Source organism: Achromobacter sp. PD1 (assembly GCF_048541815.1).
Lineage (GTDB): Bacteria > Pseudomonadota > Gammaproteobacteria > Burkholderiales > Burkholderiaceae_B > Achromobacter > Achromobacter bronchisepticus_A.
This window is the reverse complement of the sequence record NZ_CP183349.1, coordinates 3994152-4013205: the sequence shown is the minus strand read 5'-3', so window position 1 is coordinate 4013205 and position 19054 is coordinate 3994152. Positions and strand designations below refer to the sequence as shown.

The window sequence follows — 19054 nt, the reverse complement described above, 5'->3', positions numbered from 1 at the left end:
GGCGGACTCTCCGGTACGGGTGATTTACTTGCGCACTTCGCGCTGGAAGATTTCCAGGCTGAGTTTCTTCATTTCGATGAAGCTGGGCTCCGATAGCGTCGCCACCGTGCGCGGACGCGCGTCGCGGTAATCCAGGATCTCGGCGACCCGGGTGGGCCGCTTGGTCAGCAGCAGCACCTGGTCGGCCAGGTACACGGCTTCCTCCAGGTCGTGCGACACCAGCAGCATGGTGGTGCCGGTCTGCATGAAGACCTCCTGCAGCTTTTCGCGGATGAACAGCGTCATCTCGAAGTCCAGGGCGGAGAAGGGTTCGTCCAGGAACAGCACCTCGGGGCCAGGCGCCAGCGCGCGCATGATCGATGCGGTCTGCTGCTGTCCGCCGGACAGTTCGTAGGGGTAGCGGTTCAGGTCGAACTTGACGTCGAACGAGGCCACCAGCTCTGCGACCCGCGCATCCACCTCGGCCTTGCTGCGGCCTTCCAGGCGCAGCGGATAGGCGATGTTGTCGATGGTGCGCAGCCACGGGAACATGGCTTCGCGGTAGTTCTGGAAGACGTAGCCGATCTTGGTCTGCGCCAGCGACTTGCCGTCGAACAGGATCTCGCCCGAGTCGATGGGAATCAGGCCCGCGATCATGTTGATCAGCGTGGACTTGCCGCAGCCGTTGGGGCCGAAGACGGAGACGATCTTGCCCTTGGGAATGTCCAGGTTGAAGTCCTCGTACAACGGCCAGCCGGCGAAGTACTTGGTCAGCCCGCGTATGGTGATGTGGGTGCCCAGCGGACCGGGCTCGAACGGGGCGGCGGCGGGGCCGGGGGCGATGATGGGATTGAGGACGGTGGACATCAGCGGCCGCTCCAGTGGACCACGCGCTTTTCCAGCACGAGAAAAAGTATGTTCAACACATAGCCGAGCGCGCCGGCGGCAAGAATGGCCGCGTACATGTCGCGCACGTTCAGCACCTGCTGCGCGTTGATGATGCGATTGCCCAGGCCGCTGTCCGAACCGATGAACATCTCGGCCACGATCACGATGACCAGCGCCATCGACACGCCGCTGCGCAGGCCTACGAAGGTGGGCTGCAGGCTTTCCCAGATCAGCACGTCCTTGAAGATGCGCCAGCGCGACGCGCCCATCACGCGCGCCGCCATGACCCGCTGCTTGCGGGCGTTGATGACGCCATAGGCGCTGTTGAACAGGATCACCAGCACCGCCGCGAAGGCAGCAATGGCGATCTTGTTCATGTCGGTAACGCCGAAGATCATCAGGAACAGCGGGATCAGCGCGGAAGAGGGCGTGGAGCGGAAGAAGTCGATCAGAAACTCCACGCTGCGATACGCCTTTTCGTTGCTGCCCAGCAGCACGCCCAGCGGCACGCCGATCACGCCCGCGATGAGGAAGGCCTGCAGTGTGCGGTTCAGCGACGCCAGGAAGTCCGCCAGCAGCGGGCCGCCCGCCATGCCCTTGACCAGCGCCGCAAGCGCCGCGCTGGGCGTGGGCAGCAGCACGGGGCTGACCAGTTGCAGGCGCACCACCAGGTCCCACACCACGAAGAGCGCCAGCGGGCCGATCAGCGGCAGCAGGCGGCTTGTGTCGAATTTGCGTGGGGGCCGCGCTGTCGCGGCCGGGCCGGCCGTGGTTGTTGCAGTGGTTGCGGTCATGGCTCAGCCCTTGTAGAGCATGGTCGAGACGTCGACCTTCTGGGCGAAGACGCCCTTGTCGGCGAACAGGTCGAAGAACTTCTGGAAGTGCTGGATATCGCCGGGCGTGAACTCGTTGTAGAGGGTGTAGGCGGCCAGCGGCACTTCCTCGGTCATCGGACCTTCGATGGCGGTGTAGCCCTTCAGGTAGGGACGCGCCTCTTCCGGCTTGCTGCGGATCAGTTCGATGCCGCGCGCATAGGCGGCGATGAATTTCCTGCTTTCCTCGGGATGCTTCTTCAGGAAGGCGGTGGTCAGCGATGCCGACCCGCCGAACCACGGCGCCATCGGATCGCCCAGCACGTACTTGGAGATGACGCCGGACTCCAGCACGCGGGTGGTGCCATTCAGCCTGCCTACCGTGCCCGTGGGCTCCAGCGTGTAGCAGGCGTCCAACTGGCCGGCGGCGACCGCGGCGACGTGCTGGCTTATCGCCAGCTCGACCACGGTCGCCCCGGTTGCGCCGGCGCGCTCCAGCACTGCTTTGGCCAGCGTGGCGTTCTGGATGCCGGGTCCAGATCCGACCTTTTTCCCCTTGAGGTCTGCGATGGATTTGATGGGACTGTCTTTCGCGACGATGAACTCGTCCAGCACGTGCTTGGCGTTGCTGGGATTGGACGCAAAAATCTTGAACAGGCCGGGCGAAGCGATCTCGCCGATGGCCAGATTGGCCGAGCCGGTGCCGTTGGCGCTGCCGTCCGCGCGGCCGGCCAGCATGGCTTCCATGACCTGCTGCGCGCCCGCGAATTTCAGCGGCTCGACGTTCAGTCCGGCCTCCTTGAAATAGCCTTTTTCCAGCGCCGCGTAGAACGGCAGGCCGGCCGCCACGGGCCAGAAGCCGATGCGGATCACGGGTCCCGCTTGCGCCCGAACCAGCGCCGGCGCGGCCAGCGTCGCGGCGCCCAGCGCGGCGCCCTGGATCAGCCGGCGGCGGGTGGCGTTGAAGGCGTGGGGCGCGTTGCGGTAGATCATGGAGGAACTCCTGGTGTGCAAGGAAAGTGGCGCTTGTAGACAAGCTGGCATACCAGGCATCAAGCAAGAGCCGTGCCAACTTCTTCCGGGGCGGCATGCGCCCAGTGCGCCTGGCGGGCCGGCCTCGCGCTGGTGCCTCGCCTGAACCACATTGGTGCACGGCGCACCAATGAAGGGGACGTAACCGGCCCCCGTGTCGCGCTGCGCGCGATGGCGGTAGCATGTGGGCGGATCGGAGCGTGCCGCTCCGGACTTGTGAACCCTTGCGCGACGCCTGGCCGCGTCATACCGAGATGAATACGCGTTTTGTCGAAGCCTTTCTGTGGTCGGCGCGCCTGGGCAGTTTCCGGGCGGCGAGCGACCGCCTGCACATCACCCAGGCCGCCGTGGCCAATCGCATCGCCTCGCTGGAAGAGGACATAGGCGCGCGCCTGTTCGAGCGCGACGCCAAGGAGCTCAGGCTGACGGCCACCGGCACCCGGCTGCTGGACTATGGCGAACGGCTGCTGGAGATCCGCCAGCAGATCCTGTCGCTGGGCAAGGGCGGCGACGAGGTCTTTGGCCTGGTGCGTATCGGCGCCATCGAAACCGTGGTGCACACCTGGCTGATCGGCTTCCTGACCAATCTGCGCTCCACCTATCCGGGCATCGAGGTCCAGCTCACCTCCGAGACCACGCGCGCGCTGCACCGCGGCCTGCGCGAAGGCGCGCTGGACATCGCGCTGCAGACGGACCTGCTGAACGATAGCGGCATCATCAGCAACGCCTGCCTGCCCATGGAGATGGGCTGGGTCGGGCCGGCCGGCGACGAGGAGGCGCTGAGCGCGCAGCAACTGCTGAGCGAACCGGTGCTGACCATGAGCCCGGGATCGCAGCCTCACGAAGCGCTCAAGGCCCTGTACCGCGAAGTCGGCATGCCGCAAGGCAAGGTGCACTGCGTCAGCTCGATCTCCGCGCTGGCGCGGCTGGTGCGCAGCGGCTTCGGCCGGGCGCTGGTGCCGCTGCCGCCCATCTACGAATACGTGGCGCGCGGCGAGGTACAGATCATCCGCTGCGACATTCCGGTGCCGCCCCAGCTGCTGGTGGTGAGCTATCTGGAAAGCGCCGGCTCGGACGCGATCCGGCTGGTGGCCGAACTTGCCAGCCGCGCGTCGGACCAGTTCACGTCCTCGGTCGCTGCGCCGCGATTGGGTTCGGCGCAATAGTGTTATCCCTAGGGCGTCTTTCAGTAATTTTATTGCCGCGCAGAAGAATTACTCGTTTGTCCCGGGGCAACCGGCCGGCTGAAGATGGAGCCTTCCGTAATCGAAGGAATTTCCTGTCTTCCGCCCATGAGCACGCACACCGAATCCTCCCTCCCGCCGCACGGCCTGCTGTTCGTCGCCACTGACGCCGACCCCGCCCACGAAGCCGATTTCAACCGCTGGTACGACCGCGAGCACGTGGAAGAGCGCGTGCGCATTCCCGGCTTCCTGTCGGGCGCGCGCTACCTGTCGCGGGAAGGCGGCCGCAAGTATCTGGGCCTGTACCGCACCGAATCGCTGGCCGCCTTCACCACGGCGGACTATCGCAAGGCGTTCGAGCGCCAGACCGTATGGTCGGTGACCAACCTGGACCGCATGCGCGACCCGATGCGCCGCGTGTGCGCCGTGCGGGCCGTGACGGGCTTTGGCTCCGGCAGCGAGATCGCGGTCCTGCCTCTGCCGGCGACGAATGACAGCGAAGCGCTGGTGGCCCGGGCGCAGGCGCTGGGCGCTGAACTGGCGCAGGCGGACGGCTTCGTGCAGTCCTATCTGCTGGTGCCGGACGCGGGGCTCAGCACGCCGCTGCCGCGCGAGTCCGCCGACAACCGCGTGCTGGCGCCGCTGTTCGTGGTGGAAGCGAGTTCCGCGGCCGCCGCGCGCGTCCTGCGCGATCGGGCTTGCAGCGCATTCGATACCGATCCGTCACAGGCCTGGCTGCTGGAACTGGGCTGGAAACTGACGGCAGCCGACCTGCGCTGAGCCCATCGCGGCCAGTCACCAAACATCCAATTCAAGGGGAATCCCATGGCTGAAGAAACGCTATATGGCGCCGCGCCGGTGAAGACCGCGGCCGCGCCCAACAAGATGCGCAGGCTGGCCCTGGCCAGCTCGGTCGGCACCACGCTGGAGTGGTACGACTTCACCATCTACAACCTGATGGCGGCGTTGGTCTTCAATTCCATCTTCTTTCCGTCCTTCGACCCGCTGACGGGCACCATCCTGGCCTTCTCCACCTATGCCGTGGGCTATGTGTCTCGGCCGCTGGGCGGCTTCGTCTTCGGCCATCTGGGCGACCGGCTGGGGCGCAAGTTTGTCCTGGTCGCCACCCTGGTCATCATGGGCGTGTCCACCGGCCTGATGGGGCTGTTGCCGACCTACGCGTCCTGGGGTGTATGGGCGCCCGTGGCGCTGGTGGCCTTGCGCTTCGTGCAGGGCGTGGCCCTGGGCGGCGAATGGGCCGGCGCGGTGCTGCTGTCGATGGAGCACGGCAAGCCCGACCAGCGCGGGCGCAACGCCTCCTTCACGCAGATCGGTCCGTCCTGCGGCACGCTGATAGGCACGGGCTTCATCGCCGTGGTCTCGGCCTTTCTGAGCCCCGAGGACTTCCAGGCCTGGGGCTGGCGCGTGCCCTTCGTCTCCAGCGTGGCGCTGGTGCTGTTCGGCCTGTGGCTGCGCCGCGGCGTGGAGGAGACGCCCGTGTTCCTGGAAATGGAACAGAAGCGTGAAACCGCCGCCACGCCCATCAAGGAAGTGCTGGGCCAGTACTGGCGGCAGTTGCTGGTCGCGGGCGGCTCGCGCATCGGCTCCGACGTGCTCTATGCGCTGGTGGTCGTGTTCACGCTGACCTACGTCACCACGGTGCTGCACCTGTCGCGGCCCATGGCGCTCACCGCAACCATGCTGGGCGCCGCGCTGAATGCGATCGCGGTGCCGCTGTGCGGGCATCTGTCGGACAAGATCGGCCGCCGTCCGGTGTACCTGGCGGGCGCGGTGCTGGGCATGATCTGGGCCTTCGTTTTCTTCGTGCTGATGGACACCGCGCATCCCATCGCCATCTGCGCGGCCGTCGTGGTGGGCCTGCTGATCCACGCGCTGATGTACGGCCCGCAGGCCGCCTTCATCACCGAGCAGTTCCCGGGCCGCGTGCGCTATGCGGGTTCCTCGCTGGCCTACACGCTGGCCGGCATCGTCGGCGGCGGCTTCGCGCCGCTGATCATCGCCAGCCTGTTCAAGTCCTGGAATTCGACCTTCGCCATATCGCTGTACGTGGCGGCGGCGCTGGTCGTGACGGCGGTGGCGGTGCTGGCCGCCAGGGAAACGGCCAAGTCTCCGTTGCAGCGCTGAGGCGCGGAGCATGCCTGTCGCCGTCCGGCCTCGCGGCCGGGCGGCGACAGGCCATTCAGGCGATGCTGCGATTGGCCAGCGGCTCGCCGGCCAGCCAGCGGTTGAGGTTGTCGACGAACAGGGCCCGCACGCGCGCGGCATTGCCGTCCGAGAACCCGGCGCTGTGCGGCGTGACGATGACGTTGGGCAGGTCCCACAGCGCGGAATCCGGCGGTAGCGGCTCGTGCTGGAACACGTCCAGGAAGGCGCCGCCCAGGCGGCCGGCACGCAGCGCCGCGATCAGTTCGGGCTCATCGATCACGTGGCCGCGGGCCACGTTGACCACCATCGCATGCGCGGGCAGCGCGGCGAGCGCATCGCGGCCGATCAGGTTGCGCGTGGCGGACGTGAGCGGGCAGGCCAATACCAGCCAGTCGGCCGCGGGCAGCAGGGACGGCAGTTCGCCGTAACCCACGGTGTGGCGGGCCTGCGGCACGGGCGCGCCGCTATGGCGCGCGACCGATATCTTCAGGCCGAGCGCGGCCAGCAGCGCGCCAATACGCTGTCCTATCCCGCCCCATCCCACCACCACGGCATGCTGGCCGGCCAGGTCCCTGGGCGTGCGCTCGTCCAGCAGCGGCCGCCAGGCGCGGTCGCGCTGATCGGCGGCCAGCAGCGGCAGGCGGCGCGCCAGCGCCAGCACGCCGGCGACGGCGCTCTGGGCTACCACCGGGTCGCTGGCGCCTTGCGAGGTCGTGACCGCGACGCCACGCTCGTGCAGGCGCTGGTAGATCTCGCGGTCGGCGCCGGCCGAGTGCACATGCACCCAGCGCAGCGCCGGCGCGTTTCGCATGGCCTCGTAGTACAGCGCGGTCGATGGCTGGATCTCGAACTTGGTCGAATGCCCCGTGATGTCGCGCGAGACGAACGCAGTCTCGGCCATCATGGGCTGGCCCGCAACGGGGTGGACCAGCGCATAGCGGCCCGCTGCCGGGCTGCGGTCCAGCGCCAGGCGCAGCGGCGCGGCTTCGGCGGGCGAGCACAGGATGCGGATGTCGGAGCCTTGCGTCATGGCGGCGGGTTCAATGGGCTTCGGGGGCGAACTTGCGCACCAGCAGCGCCCACTTGTCATGTTCGCGCTTGATGAAGGCGCCGAATTGCGCGGGCGTGCCGCCTACCGGTTCGGCGCCTTCGCGCAGCATCTGTTCATTGAGCCCCGGCAGTGCCGCGTTGACCTCGCGGTTGACGACGTCCACCACCTGCTGCGGCGTGCCCTTGGGCGCGAAGAAGCCGAACCAGGAACCCGCGTCAAACCCGGGGTAGCCGGATTCGGCGATGGTGGGCAGCTCGGGCAGGGTGGCGGAACGCTGCGACGTGCTGACCGCCAGCGCGCGCAGCTTGCCGGAACGGATGTGCCCGATCACGGAAGGGATGGTGGCGAACATGAAGTCGATGCGCCCGGCCAGCAGGTCGTTGACCGCGTCCGCTCCCTTGTACGGCACGTGCGTGGCGTTGACGCCCAGCTCGTCCATCAGCATGTAGCTGGACAGGTGGGAGGACGTGCCGACTCCAGTGGAGCTGTAGTTGAGCTGGCGCGCGGTCTTGACGTACTTCAGGAATCCCTGGATGTCCTTGGCGGGCGAGGCCGGCGGCACCACCAGCACGTTGGGCACCGTGGCGATCTGCACCATGGGCACCAGATCGGTCAGCGGGCTATAGGGCAGCTTGTTCAGCGAGGGGTTGACGGCGATGGGCCCCACGGAGTTGACGATGAGCGTGTGGCCGTCGGCCGCCGCGCGCACGACGTATTCCGTGCCGATGTTGCCGCCCGCGCCCGGTTTGTTCTCGACCACGAAAGGCTGGCCCAGCTTTTGGGTCAGGGTATTGGTGACGCTGCGGGTGAGGGTGTCGGTGGTGCCGCCGGGCGAGAACGCCACGATGACCTTCACCGGCCGGTCGGGATAGTCCGCGGCCGCGGGCGGCGCCAGCGTACAGGCGCCAGCCAGCGCTGCGGAAGCGAGCAGGGCTCGTGCAGTGTTCATGATGTCTCCTCGCGTGGGCGTAGTGGTGTTTTCGATGGCGCCGTGCCGCCACGCCGGCCGGCGCCTGTTGAACCGAAAAACTCAGTCGCGGTAGCTCGGGTCCTGCCGGTCCAGCTTGCGCAGCAAGGCGGGCCACTCCATCACTCCATAGGGCCGGCGCGTGCCGGGCTGGTAGTTGTTCCAGGTTTCCTGCAAAACCGGCGCGGCCACGGCCTGCAGCGGCGATCCCGTCGCCATGGCCGCCAGCTGCGAACGGCAGGCCAGTTCCAGGCGGTGCATCCAGTTGAAGGCTTCGCCCACGGTGCGTCCCACGGTAAGGGCGCCGTGGTTGCGCAGGATGAGCGCTTCGCCCTGGCCCAGGTCGGCCAGCAGCGAGGCCTGTTCCTCGACGCCCAGCACAACGCCCTGGTAGTCGTGATAGCCGATCTTCAGGAAGCGCATGGCGGTCTGGGTCAGCGGCAGCAGCCCGCATTCCAGCGAGGACACGGCCATCGAGGCCCAGCTGTGGGTGTGGATCACGCAGTCCACTTCGTGGCGATGGGCGTGGACCGCGCTGTGGATGACATAGCCGGCCTTGTTGATGCCGTAGTCCAGCTCGCTGAAGTCGGGCCGGGCCAGGATGGTGCCGTCCAGGTCCACCTTGATCAGGCTGGACGCCGTGATCTCCTCGTACATCATGCCGTAGGGGTTGATCAGGAAGGCGTTGTCTTCGCCGGGCACGCGCGCCGAGATGTGGTTGGCCATCATGTCGGCCATGCCGTAGATCTCGACCAGGCGGTAGCAGGCCGCCAGGTCGACGCGCGCCTTCCATTCCGCCTCGGTGCAATGCGGACGCATCGAGGCAATACGCAGGCGTCCCCCGGCGTGAGTGTCAGTGGTCATCGGAATTCGTGAAGCTCCATTGCCGCCGCACCATGCCGCGGCATCCATGCCTGGCAATTTATCGGCGGGATGGGGGCGGGCCTAGCCCCGGCCCAGGCATGGGGGCATCACGAATCGAGAAGGGTTGCCCCCGGCCAGCCGCCGTTGCGCACCAGGGCGCGCATCACGTCCAGCAGCACCACCCGCGCGGCCAGTGCCGCCGGCGAAAGTTCCTCGTCGTTGATGCAATACACCAGGTTGCGGCGGAACAGGAAGGGATCGTCGATGGGGTGCATGCTCAGCAGTCCGGACTCCACCCGGGCCACCGCCGCGCCGGGCTGGATGGTGGCCAGCGCGTTGGCCTGCACCAGATCCATCAGCGTGGTCAGGCCGTCGACCTCGACGCCGATCCAGGGTTCGACGCCGGCCCGTTCGAAGGCGGCCTCGACCCAGGCCCGCAGGCCGTGGGCCTTGCTGGTTACGGCTTGCGGCAGGCTGCCCAGTTGCGCCATGGTGATGGGCTCGCCGTCGGGCAGGGCGACCATGCCGCGGCGCGCCAGCAGGAACAGCCGTTCGTCCAGCACCGGGATGGCGCTGCGGCCCTGGCTGCTGTCGTTCTGGAACAGCACGGCCAGGTCGAGGCGCCGCCCCGTCAGCAGTTCGCCCAGGTTGCCCGACAAGCCCTCGACCAGATGCAGCCGCACGTTCGGATAGCGTTCGGCCATGGCCGCGTAGAAGGGCCTGGCCAGCACCGATGCGGTGGTCGGTGCGAAGCCGACGCTGACCATGCCGGCCAGCCGCGCCTCGCGCGCGGCCGTCACTGCGTTTTCCGCGTGCCGCAAGGTCAGTTGCGCCTGCCGCAGGAATGCCGTGCCCGCCGGCGTCGGCACTACGCCAGTGGGCGTGCGCACCAGCAGCCGCGTGGCCAGCTCGCTTTCCAGACGGCTGATCTGCTGGCTGAGCGCCGAGGCGACCACCTCCAGCTCGCGCGCGGCGCGGCCGATGCTGCCCAGTTCAGCGACGCGGACGAAGTAGCGGAGTTGGCGGAGTTCCATGGCGCATGACGGGAGGGGAGTAGGGGATAGTAGTCGCAGCGGCGCGCGCATGCGGCCTTGCCGCCTTCGGGAAAACGGGGCTGGCGGTTCAAAGAAATGTCAGGTATCTGACTTTATTCTGAATGACAAACGAAAATTGTTTACACTCTCATCCTCAAAATTCGAGGTTGAGCGGACCGCCGTGGGGGCGGGTGCCGTTCGAGTTACGGGAGAAAGTCGATGCGCAAGTTGCTGTTGGGAGCGGTTTTGGCCGCTGCGGTGTTCGGGGGGACGGCCCAGGCTGCGGCCGAGCCCAAGGCCGTGGTCGCCACGTATTCGGATCTGGCGCTGGCTGGCTACGAAGACTCGCTGACTTCCGCCCGGGCCCTGCGCACCGCCATCGACGCCCTGATCGCCAAGCCCAGCGCCGACACGCTGAAGGCCGCGCGCGAGGCCTGGCTGGCGGCGCGCGTGCCTTACCAGCAGACCGAGGCCTACCGCTTCGGCAACCCCATCGTCGACGACTGGGAAGGCCGCGTGAACGCCTGGCCGCTGGACGAAGGCCTGATCGACTACGTCGACGCGTCCTATGGCACGGAAAACGACGAGAACGCCTACTACGCGGTCAACGTCATCGCCAATTCCAAGATCTCGGTGGGCGGCAAGACCGTCGACGTCAGCAAGATCACGCCCCAGCTGCTGTCTGAAGTGCTGCACGAAGCCGACGGCAACGAAGCCAACGTGGCCACGGGCTACCACGCCATCGAATTCCTGCTGTGGGGCCAGGACCTGAACGGCACCGGCCCCGCGCCCGCCGACCGCAAGGGCACGCCGCAGGAACGCCACGCCGGCAACCGTCCGCACACCGATTTCGATCCCAAGCAGTGCACGGGCGGCCATTGCGAGCGCCGCGTGCAGTTCCTGAAGGCCGTGACCGACCTGCTGGTGACGGACCTGGAAGAGATGGTCGGCAACTGGAAGAAGGACGGCGCCGCGCGCAAGGCCGTCGAAGAAGATCCCAAGGCGGGCCTGATCGCCATGCTGACCGGACTGGGCAGCCTGTCCTACGGCGAGCTGGCCGGCGAACGCATGAAGCTGGGCCTGATGCTGCATGATCCCGAAGAAGAGCATGACTGCTTCTCGGACAACACGCACAACTCGCACTATTACGACCAGATCGGCATCCGCAACGTCTACCTGGGCAGCTACACCCGTATCGATGGCAAGACCGTCTCGGGCGCCAGCCTGTCGGAACTGGTGAAGGCCCGCGATCCCAAGCTGGACGCCGAAGTGCGCGCCAAGCTGGACGCCACCGTGGCCGCCATGCAGGCGATGAAGACGCGCGCCGAAACGGTCGAAACCTACGACCAGATGATTTCGGACGGCAACAAGGAAGGCAATGCCGTGGTGCAGGCCGCCATCGACCGCCTGGTCGACCAGACCCGCAGCCTGGAGCGCGTGATCGCCTTGCTGGACCTGGGCAAGGTCGCCATCGAAGGTTCCGACAGCCTGGACAAACCTGACGCCGTATTCAAGTGAAACTCGTTTTAGCCGCCGTACTGGCGGCGTCGGCCCATGCCGGCGCCGCCGCCGCTCCGACCGGGCGTGACGACCTCACGCCCGAAGACCTGAAGCGCGTGACCGCCATCACCGCGCCCACGCGCGATTTCTCGAAGGTCGAGACCTTCGAGACCATGCAGGCGGGCGCCGCCACCACCAACAAGCTCATCAACGCCGACATTTTTTCGCAACCGTCGGCCAACATGAGCTTTGAGGGGCGCCAGGAATTCCAGGTCGGCAACGGCCTGTTCCGCAAGGACTGGGTCTCGGCGCCGGCTTCCACGCAAGCCTCGGACGGCCTGGGGCCGCTGTTCAATGCGCGTTCCTGCCAGGCCTGTCATACCAAGGACGGACGCGGCACGGTGCCGGGCTTCGATCCTTTGGAACGTACCGACGCGGTGGCGCTGTTGCTGCGCCTGGCGGTGCCGCAGGGCGCCGATCGCGGTCACCCCAAGCTCGCGCCGGGCGAGATCGCGGCCTTGCCCGAACCCGTTTACGGCGTGCAGCTGCAGAACTTCGCGGTCGCGGGCCTGCCCGCCGAAGGCCGCATGGAGATCGAGTACCAGCCGGTCCCGGTCGCGCTCAACGGCGGTGAAACCGTCACGCTGATGAAGCCCGCCTACCGCATCGAGAATCTCGGCTATGGCCCGATGCGCGCGGACACGCAGATCTCGCCGCGCCTGGCGCCACCCATGATAGGCCTGGGCCTGCTGGAATCCATCCACGAGACCGACATCCTGGCCAACGTGGGCGCGGACAAGCGCGACGGCATCGTCGGCAAGGCCAACTGGGTCACCGACGTGCGCACCGGCGCGCGTGTGCTGGGGCGCTTCAACCTGAAGGCCGGCCAACCCACGGTCGAGCAGCAGAGCGCCGCGGCGTTCTCCAACGACATGGGGCTGTCCACGCCCTTGTTTCCCCGGCATTCCGGCGACTGCACGCCCTCGCAGAAGCAGTGCCTGGACATGCCGCACGGCGCGCAGCCGCGCTTCGGCCCCGAGGAAGTGCCGGCAAAGCTGATGGACTTCGTCACTATCTATTCCACCAACCTTGCCGTGCCGCAGCGCCGTGACGCCGACGATGCGCGGGTGTTGGCCGGCAAGAAGCTGTTTTACGAAGCCAATTGCGTCGCCTGCCACGTGCCCAAGTACGTCACCAGCCGCAACGCCAAGCAGCCCGAGCACCGCTTCCAGCTGATCTGGCCCTACACCGACATGCTGGTGCACGACATGGGCGACGATCTGGCCGACGGCGTGTCGGACGGCCTGGCCAACGGCCGCGAATGGCGCACGCCGCCGCTGTGGGGCATAGGCCTGACCAAGACCGTGAACCCCAATGCCACCTGGCTGCATGACGGACGCGCGCGCACCTTGCTGGAGGCCGTGCTGTGGCATGGTGGCGAGGCCAAGCCCGCGCGCGACCGCGTGGTGGCAATGACGCCGGAAGAACGCGCCGATCTCATCCGTTTCCTGGAGTCGCTGTGATGGCTGCAATAGCCCCGCGTGTATTGAAACTGGCCGCGGCTGCGGCGCTGGGCGGCATTACGTCCTGGGCCGCGCAGGCCGCGCCGCCCGCGGATCTTGGCGAGCGTCTGGCGCGCGATTACGCGCGGCCGGCGGTAGCGAAAATGGCGGACGCGGCCTCGGCGCTGGACGGCGCCTTGGGCGGCTGGTGCGCGCAGCCCGGCGCGGCCAGCGCGGCGCGCGTCAAGCAGGCGTTCGAGAACCTGGCGCTGGCCTGGTCGGGCGTCGAGTTCCTGCGCTTTGGCCCTCTGGTGCAGGCCAACCGCTACGAGCGCCTGGCCTTCTGGCCCGATACGCGCGGCGTGATGCCGAAGCAGGTGCAGGCGCTGATCGCCGCGCAGGACGGCGCCTTGCTCGTGCCCGGCGCCCTGGCGGGACGCAGCGTGGCCGTGCAGGGCCTGCCCGCGTTGGAATACGTGCTGTACGGCGAGCCGGCCTTGCTGCGGCAGGATGGCGGGCAGGTCGACGCCTACGCCTGCGATTACGCCCGGGCGGTGGCCGCCAACGTCAGGCAGATCACGCGCGATGTAGCCCAGGCCTGGAGCGCCGAGGGCGATTTCGGCCGGCAGTTTGCGCAACCCAAGGCGGGCAACGACCTGTACCGCGATCAACAGGAAATCGCGGCCGAGGCCATGAAGTCCCTATCCACCGGGCTGCAGTTTGCGCGCGACGTGAAGATCCTGCCCGTGCTGGGCGATACGCCGGAAGCGGCGCGGCCCAAGCGCGCTGCATTCTGGCGCAGCCAACTGTCCACGCGCCTGCTGGCGGCCAATCTGGACGGGCTGCAGGCTTTCTATCAGGCGGGGGCCTATGCGCTGCCCAAGGGCGACGCCTGGATGGCCGAGTCCGTGCGCGGTGAACTGGCGAGCGCGGCGCGCGTGCTGCTGGACGTGCAGCAGCCGCTGGAGCAGGCGCTGGCGCAGGAAGAAGGGCGCCAACAACTGACTTTGGCGGCGTTGACCCTCAAGAACGCCAAGGCCATCGTTGACGAGAATCTGGCGCCGGCCCTGGGCGTCACGATCGGCTTCAATGCACTCGATGGTGATTGACCGGCGCCGCTTCCTGTCGCTCGCGGCCGCGCTGGGCCTGGCCCCGGCGGCTGCGTTGGCGGCTGCGCCCAAGGACGGCGATGTCCTGTACCTGAGCGCGCGCAAGCGCGGCGGGCGCGACGAAACCGCGCTGCTGGATGAAGCGGGACACGATCGGCTGGTGGTGCCGATGCCCGCGCGCGGCCACAGCTTCGCCATCGATGCCGCGGGGGAACGCGCGGTCGTCTTCGGCCGCCAGCCGGGCTTCTTCGCGCTGGCGTTTTCGCTGCGCGGGGGCGAGCCCCAGGCCTTGCCCATGCACGAAGAGCGCCACTTCTTCGGCCATGGCGCCTACGTGGACGGCGGCCGGCTGCTGGCCGCCACCGAGAACGATTTTGTAGCGGGCCGGGGCGTGCTGGGCCTGTACGATGCCTCGCCCGGCGGCGCGTACCGCCGCATCGGCGAATTCGACAGCGGCGGCATCGGTCCGCACGAGGTCGTGCTGATGCCCGACGGCAAGACGCTATGCGTCGCCAATGGCGGCATCCTCACGCATCCCGACTACGGCAAGCTGGAACTCAACCTGGACACGATGCGGCCCTCGCTGGCCTATATCGACGCGGCCAGCGGCGAGCTGCTGGAGAGAGTGGAGCTGGAGCCCGCTTTGCATCGCCTGTCCATCCGCCACCTCGCGCTGGCTGCCGACGGCTGCGTCTGGTTCGGCTGCCAGTACATGGGTCCGGCCGCGGACCGGCCGGCGCTGGTGGGTCGGCACAGGCGCGGCGCGCAGCTGGAACTGTTCGAAGGGCCGGCGCAGGCCTTGCGCCAGATGCGCAACTACGTCGGCTCGGTGGCCGTGGATACCGCGGGCGCCGTGGTCGCCACGTCCAGCCCGGTAGGCGGACAGGTGATCTACTGGGACGCGGCCAGCGGCCGTTGCCTGGGCACGACCGAACTGGCCGACGGCTGCGGCGTGGCGCCGGCCGCCGGAGACGGCTTCCTGCTGAGCAGCGGCCTGGGAGCGATGCTGCGCATCGACGCGTCCGGCAAGGAGCAGCCCGTGCTGGCGCCGTCGCGCGAGGTGTCCTGGGACAATCATTTCCGCAAGATCCCGGCGCGGGTCTGATCCCGTTTGCTTACAAAGCTTGACACAACGGGGCCGCGATGCGGCCCTTATCGCAAGCGCCATCTGATAAAGTTTTCGGCTGCTTTTTTCAGGCCGCCAGGCGCCCGTTGCCGGGACGCTGCGCGGCCTCAACTTTTCCGCAGGAGTATCCATGGAAGAAGCCTTGAAAGAATTTAACGCCTGGGCTCCCAAGCTGGTCGACCTGGGCCTCAATCTGGCGGTTGCGCTGCTGATCCTCATCATCGGCTGGTGGGTGTCGTCCCTGCTGGGCAGCTGGGTGCGCCGCGCCGCCACGCGCTCCAAGAAGATCGATCCCACCATCGTGCCCATGTTCTACAGCACAGTGGTCTGGACGGTGCGCATCTTCACCGTGATTGCGGTGCTGGCGCGTTTCGGGGTGCAGACGGCCAGCCTGATCGCGGTGCTGGGCGCCGCCGGCCTGGCCGTGGGTCTGGCCTTGCAAGGCACGCTGCAGAATATCGCCGCCGGCATCATGCTGCTGATCCTGCGCCCGATACGCGCGGGCGAATACGTGGCGCTGAGCACCGGCGTGGACGGCACGGTGGAAGAGGTCGGTCTCTTCCTGACGCGCCTGATCCAGGTCGACGGCATTCATCTGACCCTGCCCAACAGCACGGTGTGGAACGCCACCATCACCAACTACAGCCGCAACAAGACGCGTCGCCTGGATATCCCGGTGCCGGTGCGCTATGGCGACAACCTGGAAGTCGTGGTGGCCAAGCTGCGCGCGATCGTCGATGCGCGTCCGGAAACGCTGAAGGATCCTGAACCGCTGGTGAAGGTGGTCGACTACAAGGAAAACGGCGTCGTCGTGAACGTGCGGGTATGGACCGAGTCTGCCAAGTACTGGGACCTGCGCTGGGGCCTGTACCAGGACATCCGCAAGTCGCTGGAAGATGCGGGCTTCCAGCCGCCGATCCCAATGCGCGAGATCCAGAATGCCAAGCCGGGCGCCGCGGCCTGAAGCAGGCCGGTCTGCACTGGAATGACAATGGGCGCCCGATGGGCGCCCATTTTTTTGCTGGCGGCAGCAGACCTCAGGCCTGCATCGACAGGCGCGCGAGTTCGTTCTTGATCCAGCCGGCGATTTCGCGCTGGCGTTGCGCAGGCATGCGGTCGATGATGGCCGTGACGCTGACCGCCAGGATCGGCGCGCCCTGGGCATCCAGCAGCGCGCAGCCCACGCCCAGCGCGCCGCGCACCGCGTGGTTGCCCACCACGGAATAGCCGCGGGCGCGGGTGTTTTCGATCAGGCGGTACATCTCTTGCGGTGTCATGCCGCCATATTCGTCCAGCCGGCCCGAGTTGCGCTCGACGATGCCGCGCGCAACGTCGTCGGGCAGGGCGGCCAGCAGGGCCATGCCGCCCGACCCCACGCCCAGCGGCTGGCGCTTGCCGGCGTAGGTGGCCAGGATCTGCACCGGATAGCTGCCGATCTCGCGATGCAGGCTGATGGAATCGTCATCTTCGCGCACGACCAGGAAGACCGCGTCGCCGGTGCGGTCGGCCAGGCGCCGCAGCACGGGCAGCAACTGGCGCACGCGCGGATCGCGCGAGCGCGTGTCCGGGTCCACCGCCAGCTGGGCGCGGTATTTCTTGGTGCCGGTCACGGCCAGCACCAGTCCGGCGTCCAGCAAGGCGGCCAGCAGACGGTAGATGGTGGGGCGCTGTATGCCCGTGAGGCGGGCGATATCGGTCACGCTCAGGCCATCGGGACCCTGGTCGCGCAGGGCGGCCAGGACGGCCAGCCCGCGCCGCAATGTGCGTGGACCCGCGGCCGCGGCGTCGCTATCTTGCATGAAAATCTCTGAAAACTCGGGTTATTACGGAATATTCAAGGGAAAACCACTGTCCGTACTGTGGACTCTACCTTGATGCAGTGCATGTGTATAGCTCAGAATGCTGCATCGAACAATTCAAATCGTCCACTTGATGGACAGTACCTGCACGGAGACTCTATGACTACAGGTCAAAAGCCTGGACTGCGGCGTATCGCCGCCACCCTTCTGGCTACCGCCGCAAGCGCATTCGCAATGGGCTCGGCCCATGCCGCCTACCCTGACAAGCCCGTCCGCATCGTGGTCGGTTTTTCCGCCGGCGGCACTACTGACGTGATCGCCCGCATCATGGCCAAGGAACTGACTGAAAGCCTCGGCCAGTCCTTCGTGGTCGAGAACAAGCCCGGCGCCGGCAGCAACATCGCTACCGACCAGGTAAAGCGCGCAGACCCCGACGGCTACACGCTGCTGTTCGTGGCCGTGACCAGCGCCATCAACCAGACGCTGTACAAGAACGTCAATTTCGACCTGACCAAGGATTTCACGCCGGTGGCGCTGGGCGCCAAGGTGCCGAACATCCTGGTGGTGAACCCGCAAGTGCCCGTGAAGTCGGTGCAGGAGCTGGTGGACTACGCCAAGAAGAATCCCGGCAAGCTGGCGTTCGCTTCGTCCGGTAGCGGCACGTCCATCCACATGGCGGGCGAGCTTTTCAAGATGCAGACCGGCATCGACGTGCTGCACGTGCCGTACAAGGGCAGCGCGCCGGCCGTGACCGACCTCATCGGCGGCCAGGTGCAGTTCATGTTCGACAACATGCCGTCGGCCTGGCCCCACGTGCAATCGGGCAAGCTGCGCGCCCTGGCCGTGACCACCACGGAACGCTCCAAGAGCGCGCCTGACGTGCCGACCATGAAGGAATCCGGTTTCGCCAACTTCGACGTGTCGTCGTGGTTCGGCCTGATCGCGCCCGCCGGCACGCCGCCGGAAGTCGTGAACAAGCTCAACGCGGCCATGGTCAAGGCGCTGGACAAGCCCGAAGTGCAGCTCAGCTTCGAGAAGCTGGGCGCCGTGGGCGTGAAGACGACGCCGGCCGAATTCGGCCAGTTCATCAAGTCGGAAGTGGAAGGCTGGGCCCCGGTGGTCAAGGCCTCGGGCGCCAAGGTGGACTGATTTTCGATTTCCGGGCGGCAAGCCGCCCGGCAAACCTTGCTGGGGGACAGGCGTAAGCCTGCGCCCCTATTTTTTTGCCCCGCCGTTGCGGCGCGCCGTGGCCAGCATGGCGGTGCATACGCCGCGCATCATGTCCACCTCGTCGCGGCTCAGCGCAAGGCGCGAGTACAGGTGCCGCATGCGCGGCATCAGCTTCTTGGGGTGGGCCGGGTCCAGGAACTGCACGCCGACCAGCGCTTCTTCCCAGTGCGCCAGGAAGGCCTGCACCGCCTCGCTGGAAGCAGGCGCCGCGCCGCGGGGCGCCTCTTGCGCCGTGGAGGCCGGCAGCAGCGCCGCGCCCTGGTCCACCAGCAGCGCGTAGCGCAGCTCCCAGGCGGCCAACTGCAGGGCCTGGGCCACGTTCAGCGAGCTGTACTCGGGGTTGGCGGGGATATGGCAGATGCGCTGGCACAGGGCGATCTGGGTGTTGGTGAGCCCCGCGCGTTCGGTGCCCAGCACCACGGCCGCGACGCCCTCGGCCGTCTCGCCCAGGTGGGCGCGGGCCAGTTCGGCCGCCTGGCGGATGTCGCAGGGCGGGGGGCCCAGGTCGCGCACCCTGGCGGTCAGCGCGAAAGCCATGGTGACCGGCGCCAGCGCTTCTTCCAGGGATGCGTAAATGCGGGCATTTTCCAGCACGTCCAGCGCGCCGCTGGCAAGCGCCACGGCCTCCGGCTGGCTTGTTACATCTGGAAATTTAGGCTCGACCAGGACCAGTTCGGAGAAGCCCATGGTCTTGATGGCGCGGGCCGCCGAACCCACGTTTCCGGGGTGGCTGGGGTTCACCATAACGAAGCGAACACGTGAAAATGCTTGAGTCATTTAAAATGGCACGTTTGGCTTAGTGCCTTCCTGG

The 19054-nt window shown here is 67.3% G+C and carries 18 protein-coding genes; 9 read left to right on the top strand and 9 right to left on the bottom strand.

Annotated elements, in window-relative coordinates; translation table 11 throughout:
* Positions 1–24: 24 nt before the first annotated feature.
* Genes ACM1PE_RS18945 through ACM1PE_RS18935 form a run of 3 tightly spaced genes read right to left on the bottom strand, consistent with a single transcriptional unit; the run spans position 25 to position 2672 of the window.
* Entirely contained in the window at positions 25–846 is an 822-nt protein-coding gene (locus tag ACM1PE_RS18945; RefSeq protein WP_059371984.1) for an ABC transporter ATP-binding protein, read from the bottom strand.
* On the bottom strand, positions 846–1661 hold the full coding sequence (locus ACM1PE_RS18940; RefSeq protein ID WP_059371988.1) for an ABC transporter permease: 816 nt from the start codon (positions 1659–1661) through the stop codon (positions 846–848). The genes ACM1PE_RS18945 and ACM1PE_RS18940 overlap by 1 nt, the downstream gene beginning before the upstream one ends.
* A gap of 3 nt (positions 1662–1664) precedes the next feature.
* Positions 1665–2672, bottom strand: coding sequence for an ABC transporter substrate-binding protein (locus ACM1PE_RS18935; RefSeq protein WP_059371990.1), 1008 nt, complete (start codon positions 2670–2672; stop codon positions 1665–1667).
* A gap of 293 nt (positions 2673–2965) precedes the next feature.
* Between ACM1PE_RS18935 and ACM1PE_RS18930 the strand changes: the two genes are divergently transcribed.
* From ACM1PE_RS18930 to ACM1PE_RS18920, 3 genes are all read left to right on the top strand, one after another.
* On the top strand, positions 2966–3877 hold the full coding sequence (locus ACM1PE_RS18930; RefSeq protein WP_059372806.1) for a LysR family transcriptional regulator: 912 nt from the start codon (positions 2966–2968) through the stop codon (positions 3875–3877).
* A 126-nt stretch (positions 3878–4003) separates the two neighbouring features.
* Positions 4004–4675 carry a DUF4286 family protein gene (locus ACM1PE_RS18925; protein WP_118934134.1) on the top strand — a complete coding sequence of 224 codons (672 nt, stop codon included), beginning with the start codon at positions 4004–4006 and terminating at the stop codon, positions 4673–4675.
* Positions 4676–4720: 45 nt separating this feature from the next.
* On the top strand, positions 4721–6040 hold the full coding sequence (locus ACM1PE_RS18920) for an MFS transporter (protein ID WP_118934136.1): 1320 nt from the start codon (positions 4721–4723) through the stop codon (positions 6038–6040).
* Positions 6041–6095: 55 nt separating this feature from the next.
* Here the strand turns inward: ACM1PE_RS18920 and ACM1PE_RS18915 are convergent, their stop codons facing one another.
* The 4 genes from ACM1PE_RS18915 to ACM1PE_RS18900 form a co-directional block, all read right to left on the bottom strand.
* The gene (locus ACM1PE_RS18915; protein ID WP_419340667.1) at positions 6096–7091 is read right to left on the bottom strand and encodes a D-2-hydroxyacid dehydrogenase; all 996 of its coding nucleotides are present in this window, start codon (positions 7089–7091) and stop codon (positions 6096–6098) included.
* A gap of 10 nt (positions 7092–7101) precedes the next feature.
* Positions 7102–8061 (bottom strand): Bug family tripartite tricarboxylate transporter substrate binding protein, encoded by a 960-nt coding sequence (locus tag ACM1PE_RS18910; protein ID WP_059371999.1) that lies wholly within the window; start codon positions 8059–8061, stop codon positions 7102–7104.
* 81 nt (positions 8062–8142) lie between these two features.
* Entirely contained in the window at positions 8143–8943 is an 801-nt protein-coding gene (locus ACM1PE_RS18905; protein ID WP_419340666.1) for a class II aldolase/adducin family protein, read from the bottom strand.
* 107 nt (positions 8944–9050) lie between these two features.
* Positions 9051–9977: a LysR family transcriptional regulator gene (locus ACM1PE_RS18900; protein ID WP_118934140.1), complete on the bottom strand. Its 927-nt coding sequence runs from the start codon at positions 9975–9977 to the stop codon at positions 9051–9053.
* A 219-nt stretch (positions 9978–10196) separates the two neighbouring features.
* Here ACM1PE_RS18900 and ACM1PE_RS18895 point away from each other — a divergent pair, with 219 nt between their 5' ends.
* The 5 genes from ACM1PE_RS18895 (at position 10197) to ACM1PE_RS18875 (ending at position 16178) form a co-directional block, all read left to right on the top strand.
* Positions 10197–11495: an imelysin family protein gene (locus tag ACM1PE_RS18895; protein WP_059372005.1), complete on the top strand. Its 1299-nt coding sequence runs from the start codon at positions 10197–10199 to the stop codon at positions 11493–11495.
* The gene (locus ACM1PE_RS18890; RefSeq protein ID WP_419340665.1) at positions 11492–13000 is read left to right on the top strand and encodes a di-heme oxidoredictase family protein; all 1509 of its coding nucleotides are present in this window, start codon (positions 11492–11494) and stop codon (positions 12998–13000) included. The genes ACM1PE_RS18895 and ACM1PE_RS18890 overlap by 4 nt, the downstream gene beginning before the upstream one ends.
* Complete coding sequence (locus ACM1PE_RS18885) at positions 13000–14088, top strand: imelysin family protein (protein WP_419340664.1); 1089 nt, start codon at positions 13000–13002, stop codon at positions 14086–14088. The genes ACM1PE_RS18890 and ACM1PE_RS18885 overlap by 1 nt, the downstream gene beginning before the upstream one ends.
* A complete protein-coding gene (locus ACM1PE_RS18880; protein WP_419343849.1) occupies positions 14078–15193 on the top strand; it encodes a DUF1513 domain-containing protein in 1116 nt (371 codons plus the stop codon). The genes ACM1PE_RS18885 and ACM1PE_RS18880 overlap by 11 nt, the downstream gene beginning before the upstream one ends.
* A gap of 151 nt (positions 15194–15344) precedes the next feature.
* Positions 15345–16178 carry a mechanosensitive ion channel family protein gene (locus ACM1PE_RS18875; protein ID WP_054453202.1) on the top strand — a complete coding sequence of 278 codons (834 nt, stop codon included), beginning with the start codon at positions 15345–15347 and terminating at the stop codon, positions 16176–16178.
* Positions 16179–16251: 73 nt separating this feature from the next.
* Here the strand turns inward: ACM1PE_RS18875 and ACM1PE_RS18870 are convergent, their stop codons facing one another.
* Complete coding sequence (locus ACM1PE_RS18870; protein ID WP_059372016.1) at positions 16252–17013, bottom strand: IclR family transcriptional regulator; 762 nt, start codon at positions 17011–17013, stop codon at positions 16252–16254.
* 159 nt (positions 17014–17172) lie between these two features.
* On the opposite strand from ACM1PE_RS18870, the gene ACM1PE_RS18865 reads away from it, so the two are divergent.
* Complete coding sequence (locus tag ACM1PE_RS18865; RefSeq protein WP_013395179.1) at positions 17173–18162, top strand: Bug family tripartite tricarboxylate transporter substrate binding protein; 990 nt, start codon at positions 17173–17175, stop codon at positions 18160–18162.
* A 66-nt stretch (positions 18163–18228) separates the two neighbouring features.
* Here ACM1PE_RS18865 and ACM1PE_RS18860 read toward each other — a convergent pair whose 3' ends face one another.
* Positions 18229–19020 (bottom strand): RNA methyltransferase, encoded by a 792-nt coding sequence (locus tag ACM1PE_RS18860; RefSeq protein WP_419340663.1) that lies wholly within the window; start codon positions 19018–19020, stop codon positions 18229–18231.
* Positions 19021–19054: the final 34 nt, after the last annotated feature.

Bases quoted from the DNA above. Each gene is read 5' to 3' on its own strand.
- ACM1PE_RS18885 (WP_419340664.1), top strand. From the start codon at position 13,000: ATGGCTGCAATAGCCCCGCGTGTATTGAAACTGGCCGCGGCTGCGGCG.
- ACM1PE_RS18880 (WP_419343849.1), top strand. From the start codon at position 14,078: ATGGTGATTGACCGGCGCCGCTTCCTGTCGCTCGCGGCCGCGCTGGGC.
- ACM1PE_RS18875 (WP_054453202.1), top strand. From the start codon at position 15,345: ATGGAAGAAGCCTTGAAAGAATTTAACGCCTGGGCTCCCAAGCTGGTC.
- ACM1PE_RS18900 (WP_118934140.1), bottom strand. From the start codon at position 9,977: ATGGAACTCCGCCAACTCCGCTACTTCGTCCGCGTCGCTGAACTGGGC.
- ACM1PE_RS18945 (WP_059371984.1), bottom strand. From the start codon at position 846: ATGTCCACCGTCCTCAATCCCATCATCGCCCCCGGCCCCGCCGCCGCC.
- ACM1PE_RS18870 (WP_059372016.1), bottom strand. From the start codon at position 17,013: ATGCAAGATAGCGACGCCGCGGCCGCGGGTCCACGCACATTGCGGCGC.
- ACM1PE_RS18860 (WP_419340663.1), bottom strand. From the start codon at position 19,020: ATGACTCAAGCATTTTCACGTGTTCGCTTCGTTATGGTGAACCCCAGC.
- ACM1PE_RS18920 (WP_118934136.1), top strand. From the start codon at position 4,721: ATGGCTGAAGAAACGCTATATGGCGCCGCGCCGGTGAAGACCGCGGCC.
- ACM1PE_RS18905 (WP_419340666.1), bottom strand. From the start codon at position 8,943: ATGACCACTGACACTCACGCCGGGGGACGCCTGCGTATTGCCTCGATG.
- ACM1PE_RS18865 (WP_013395179.1), top strand. From the start codon at position 17,173: ATGACTACAGGTCAAAAGCCTGGACTGCGGCGTATCGCCGCCACCCTT.
- ACM1PE_RS18925 (WP_118934134.1), top strand. From the start codon at position 4,004: ATGAGCACGCACACCGAATCCTCCCTCCCGCCGCACGGCCTGCTGTTC.
- ACM1PE_RS18915 (WP_419340667.1), bottom strand. From the start codon at position 7,091: ATGACGCAAGGCTCCGACATCCGCATCCTGTGCTCGCCCGCCGAAGCC.
- ACM1PE_RS18895 (WP_059372005.1), top strand. From the start codon at position 10,197: ATGCGCAAGTTGCTGTTGGGAGCGGTTTTGGCCGCTGCGGTGTTCGGG.
- ACM1PE_RS18910 (WP_059371999.1), bottom strand. From the start codon at position 8,061: ATGAACACTGCACGAGCCCTGCTCGCTTCCGCAGCGCTGGCTGGCGCC.
- ACM1PE_RS18940 (WP_059371988.1), bottom strand. From the start codon at position 1,661: ATGACCGCAACCACTGCAACAACCACGGCCGGCCCGGCCGCGACAGCG.
- ACM1PE_RS18930 (WP_059372806.1), top strand. From the start codon at position 2,966: ATGAATACGCGTTTTGTCGAAGCCTTTCTGTGGTCGGCGCGCCTGGGC.
- ACM1PE_RS18935 (WP_059371990.1), bottom strand. From the start codon at position 2,672: ATGATCTACCGCAACGCGCCCCACGCCTTCAACGCCACCCGCCGCCGG.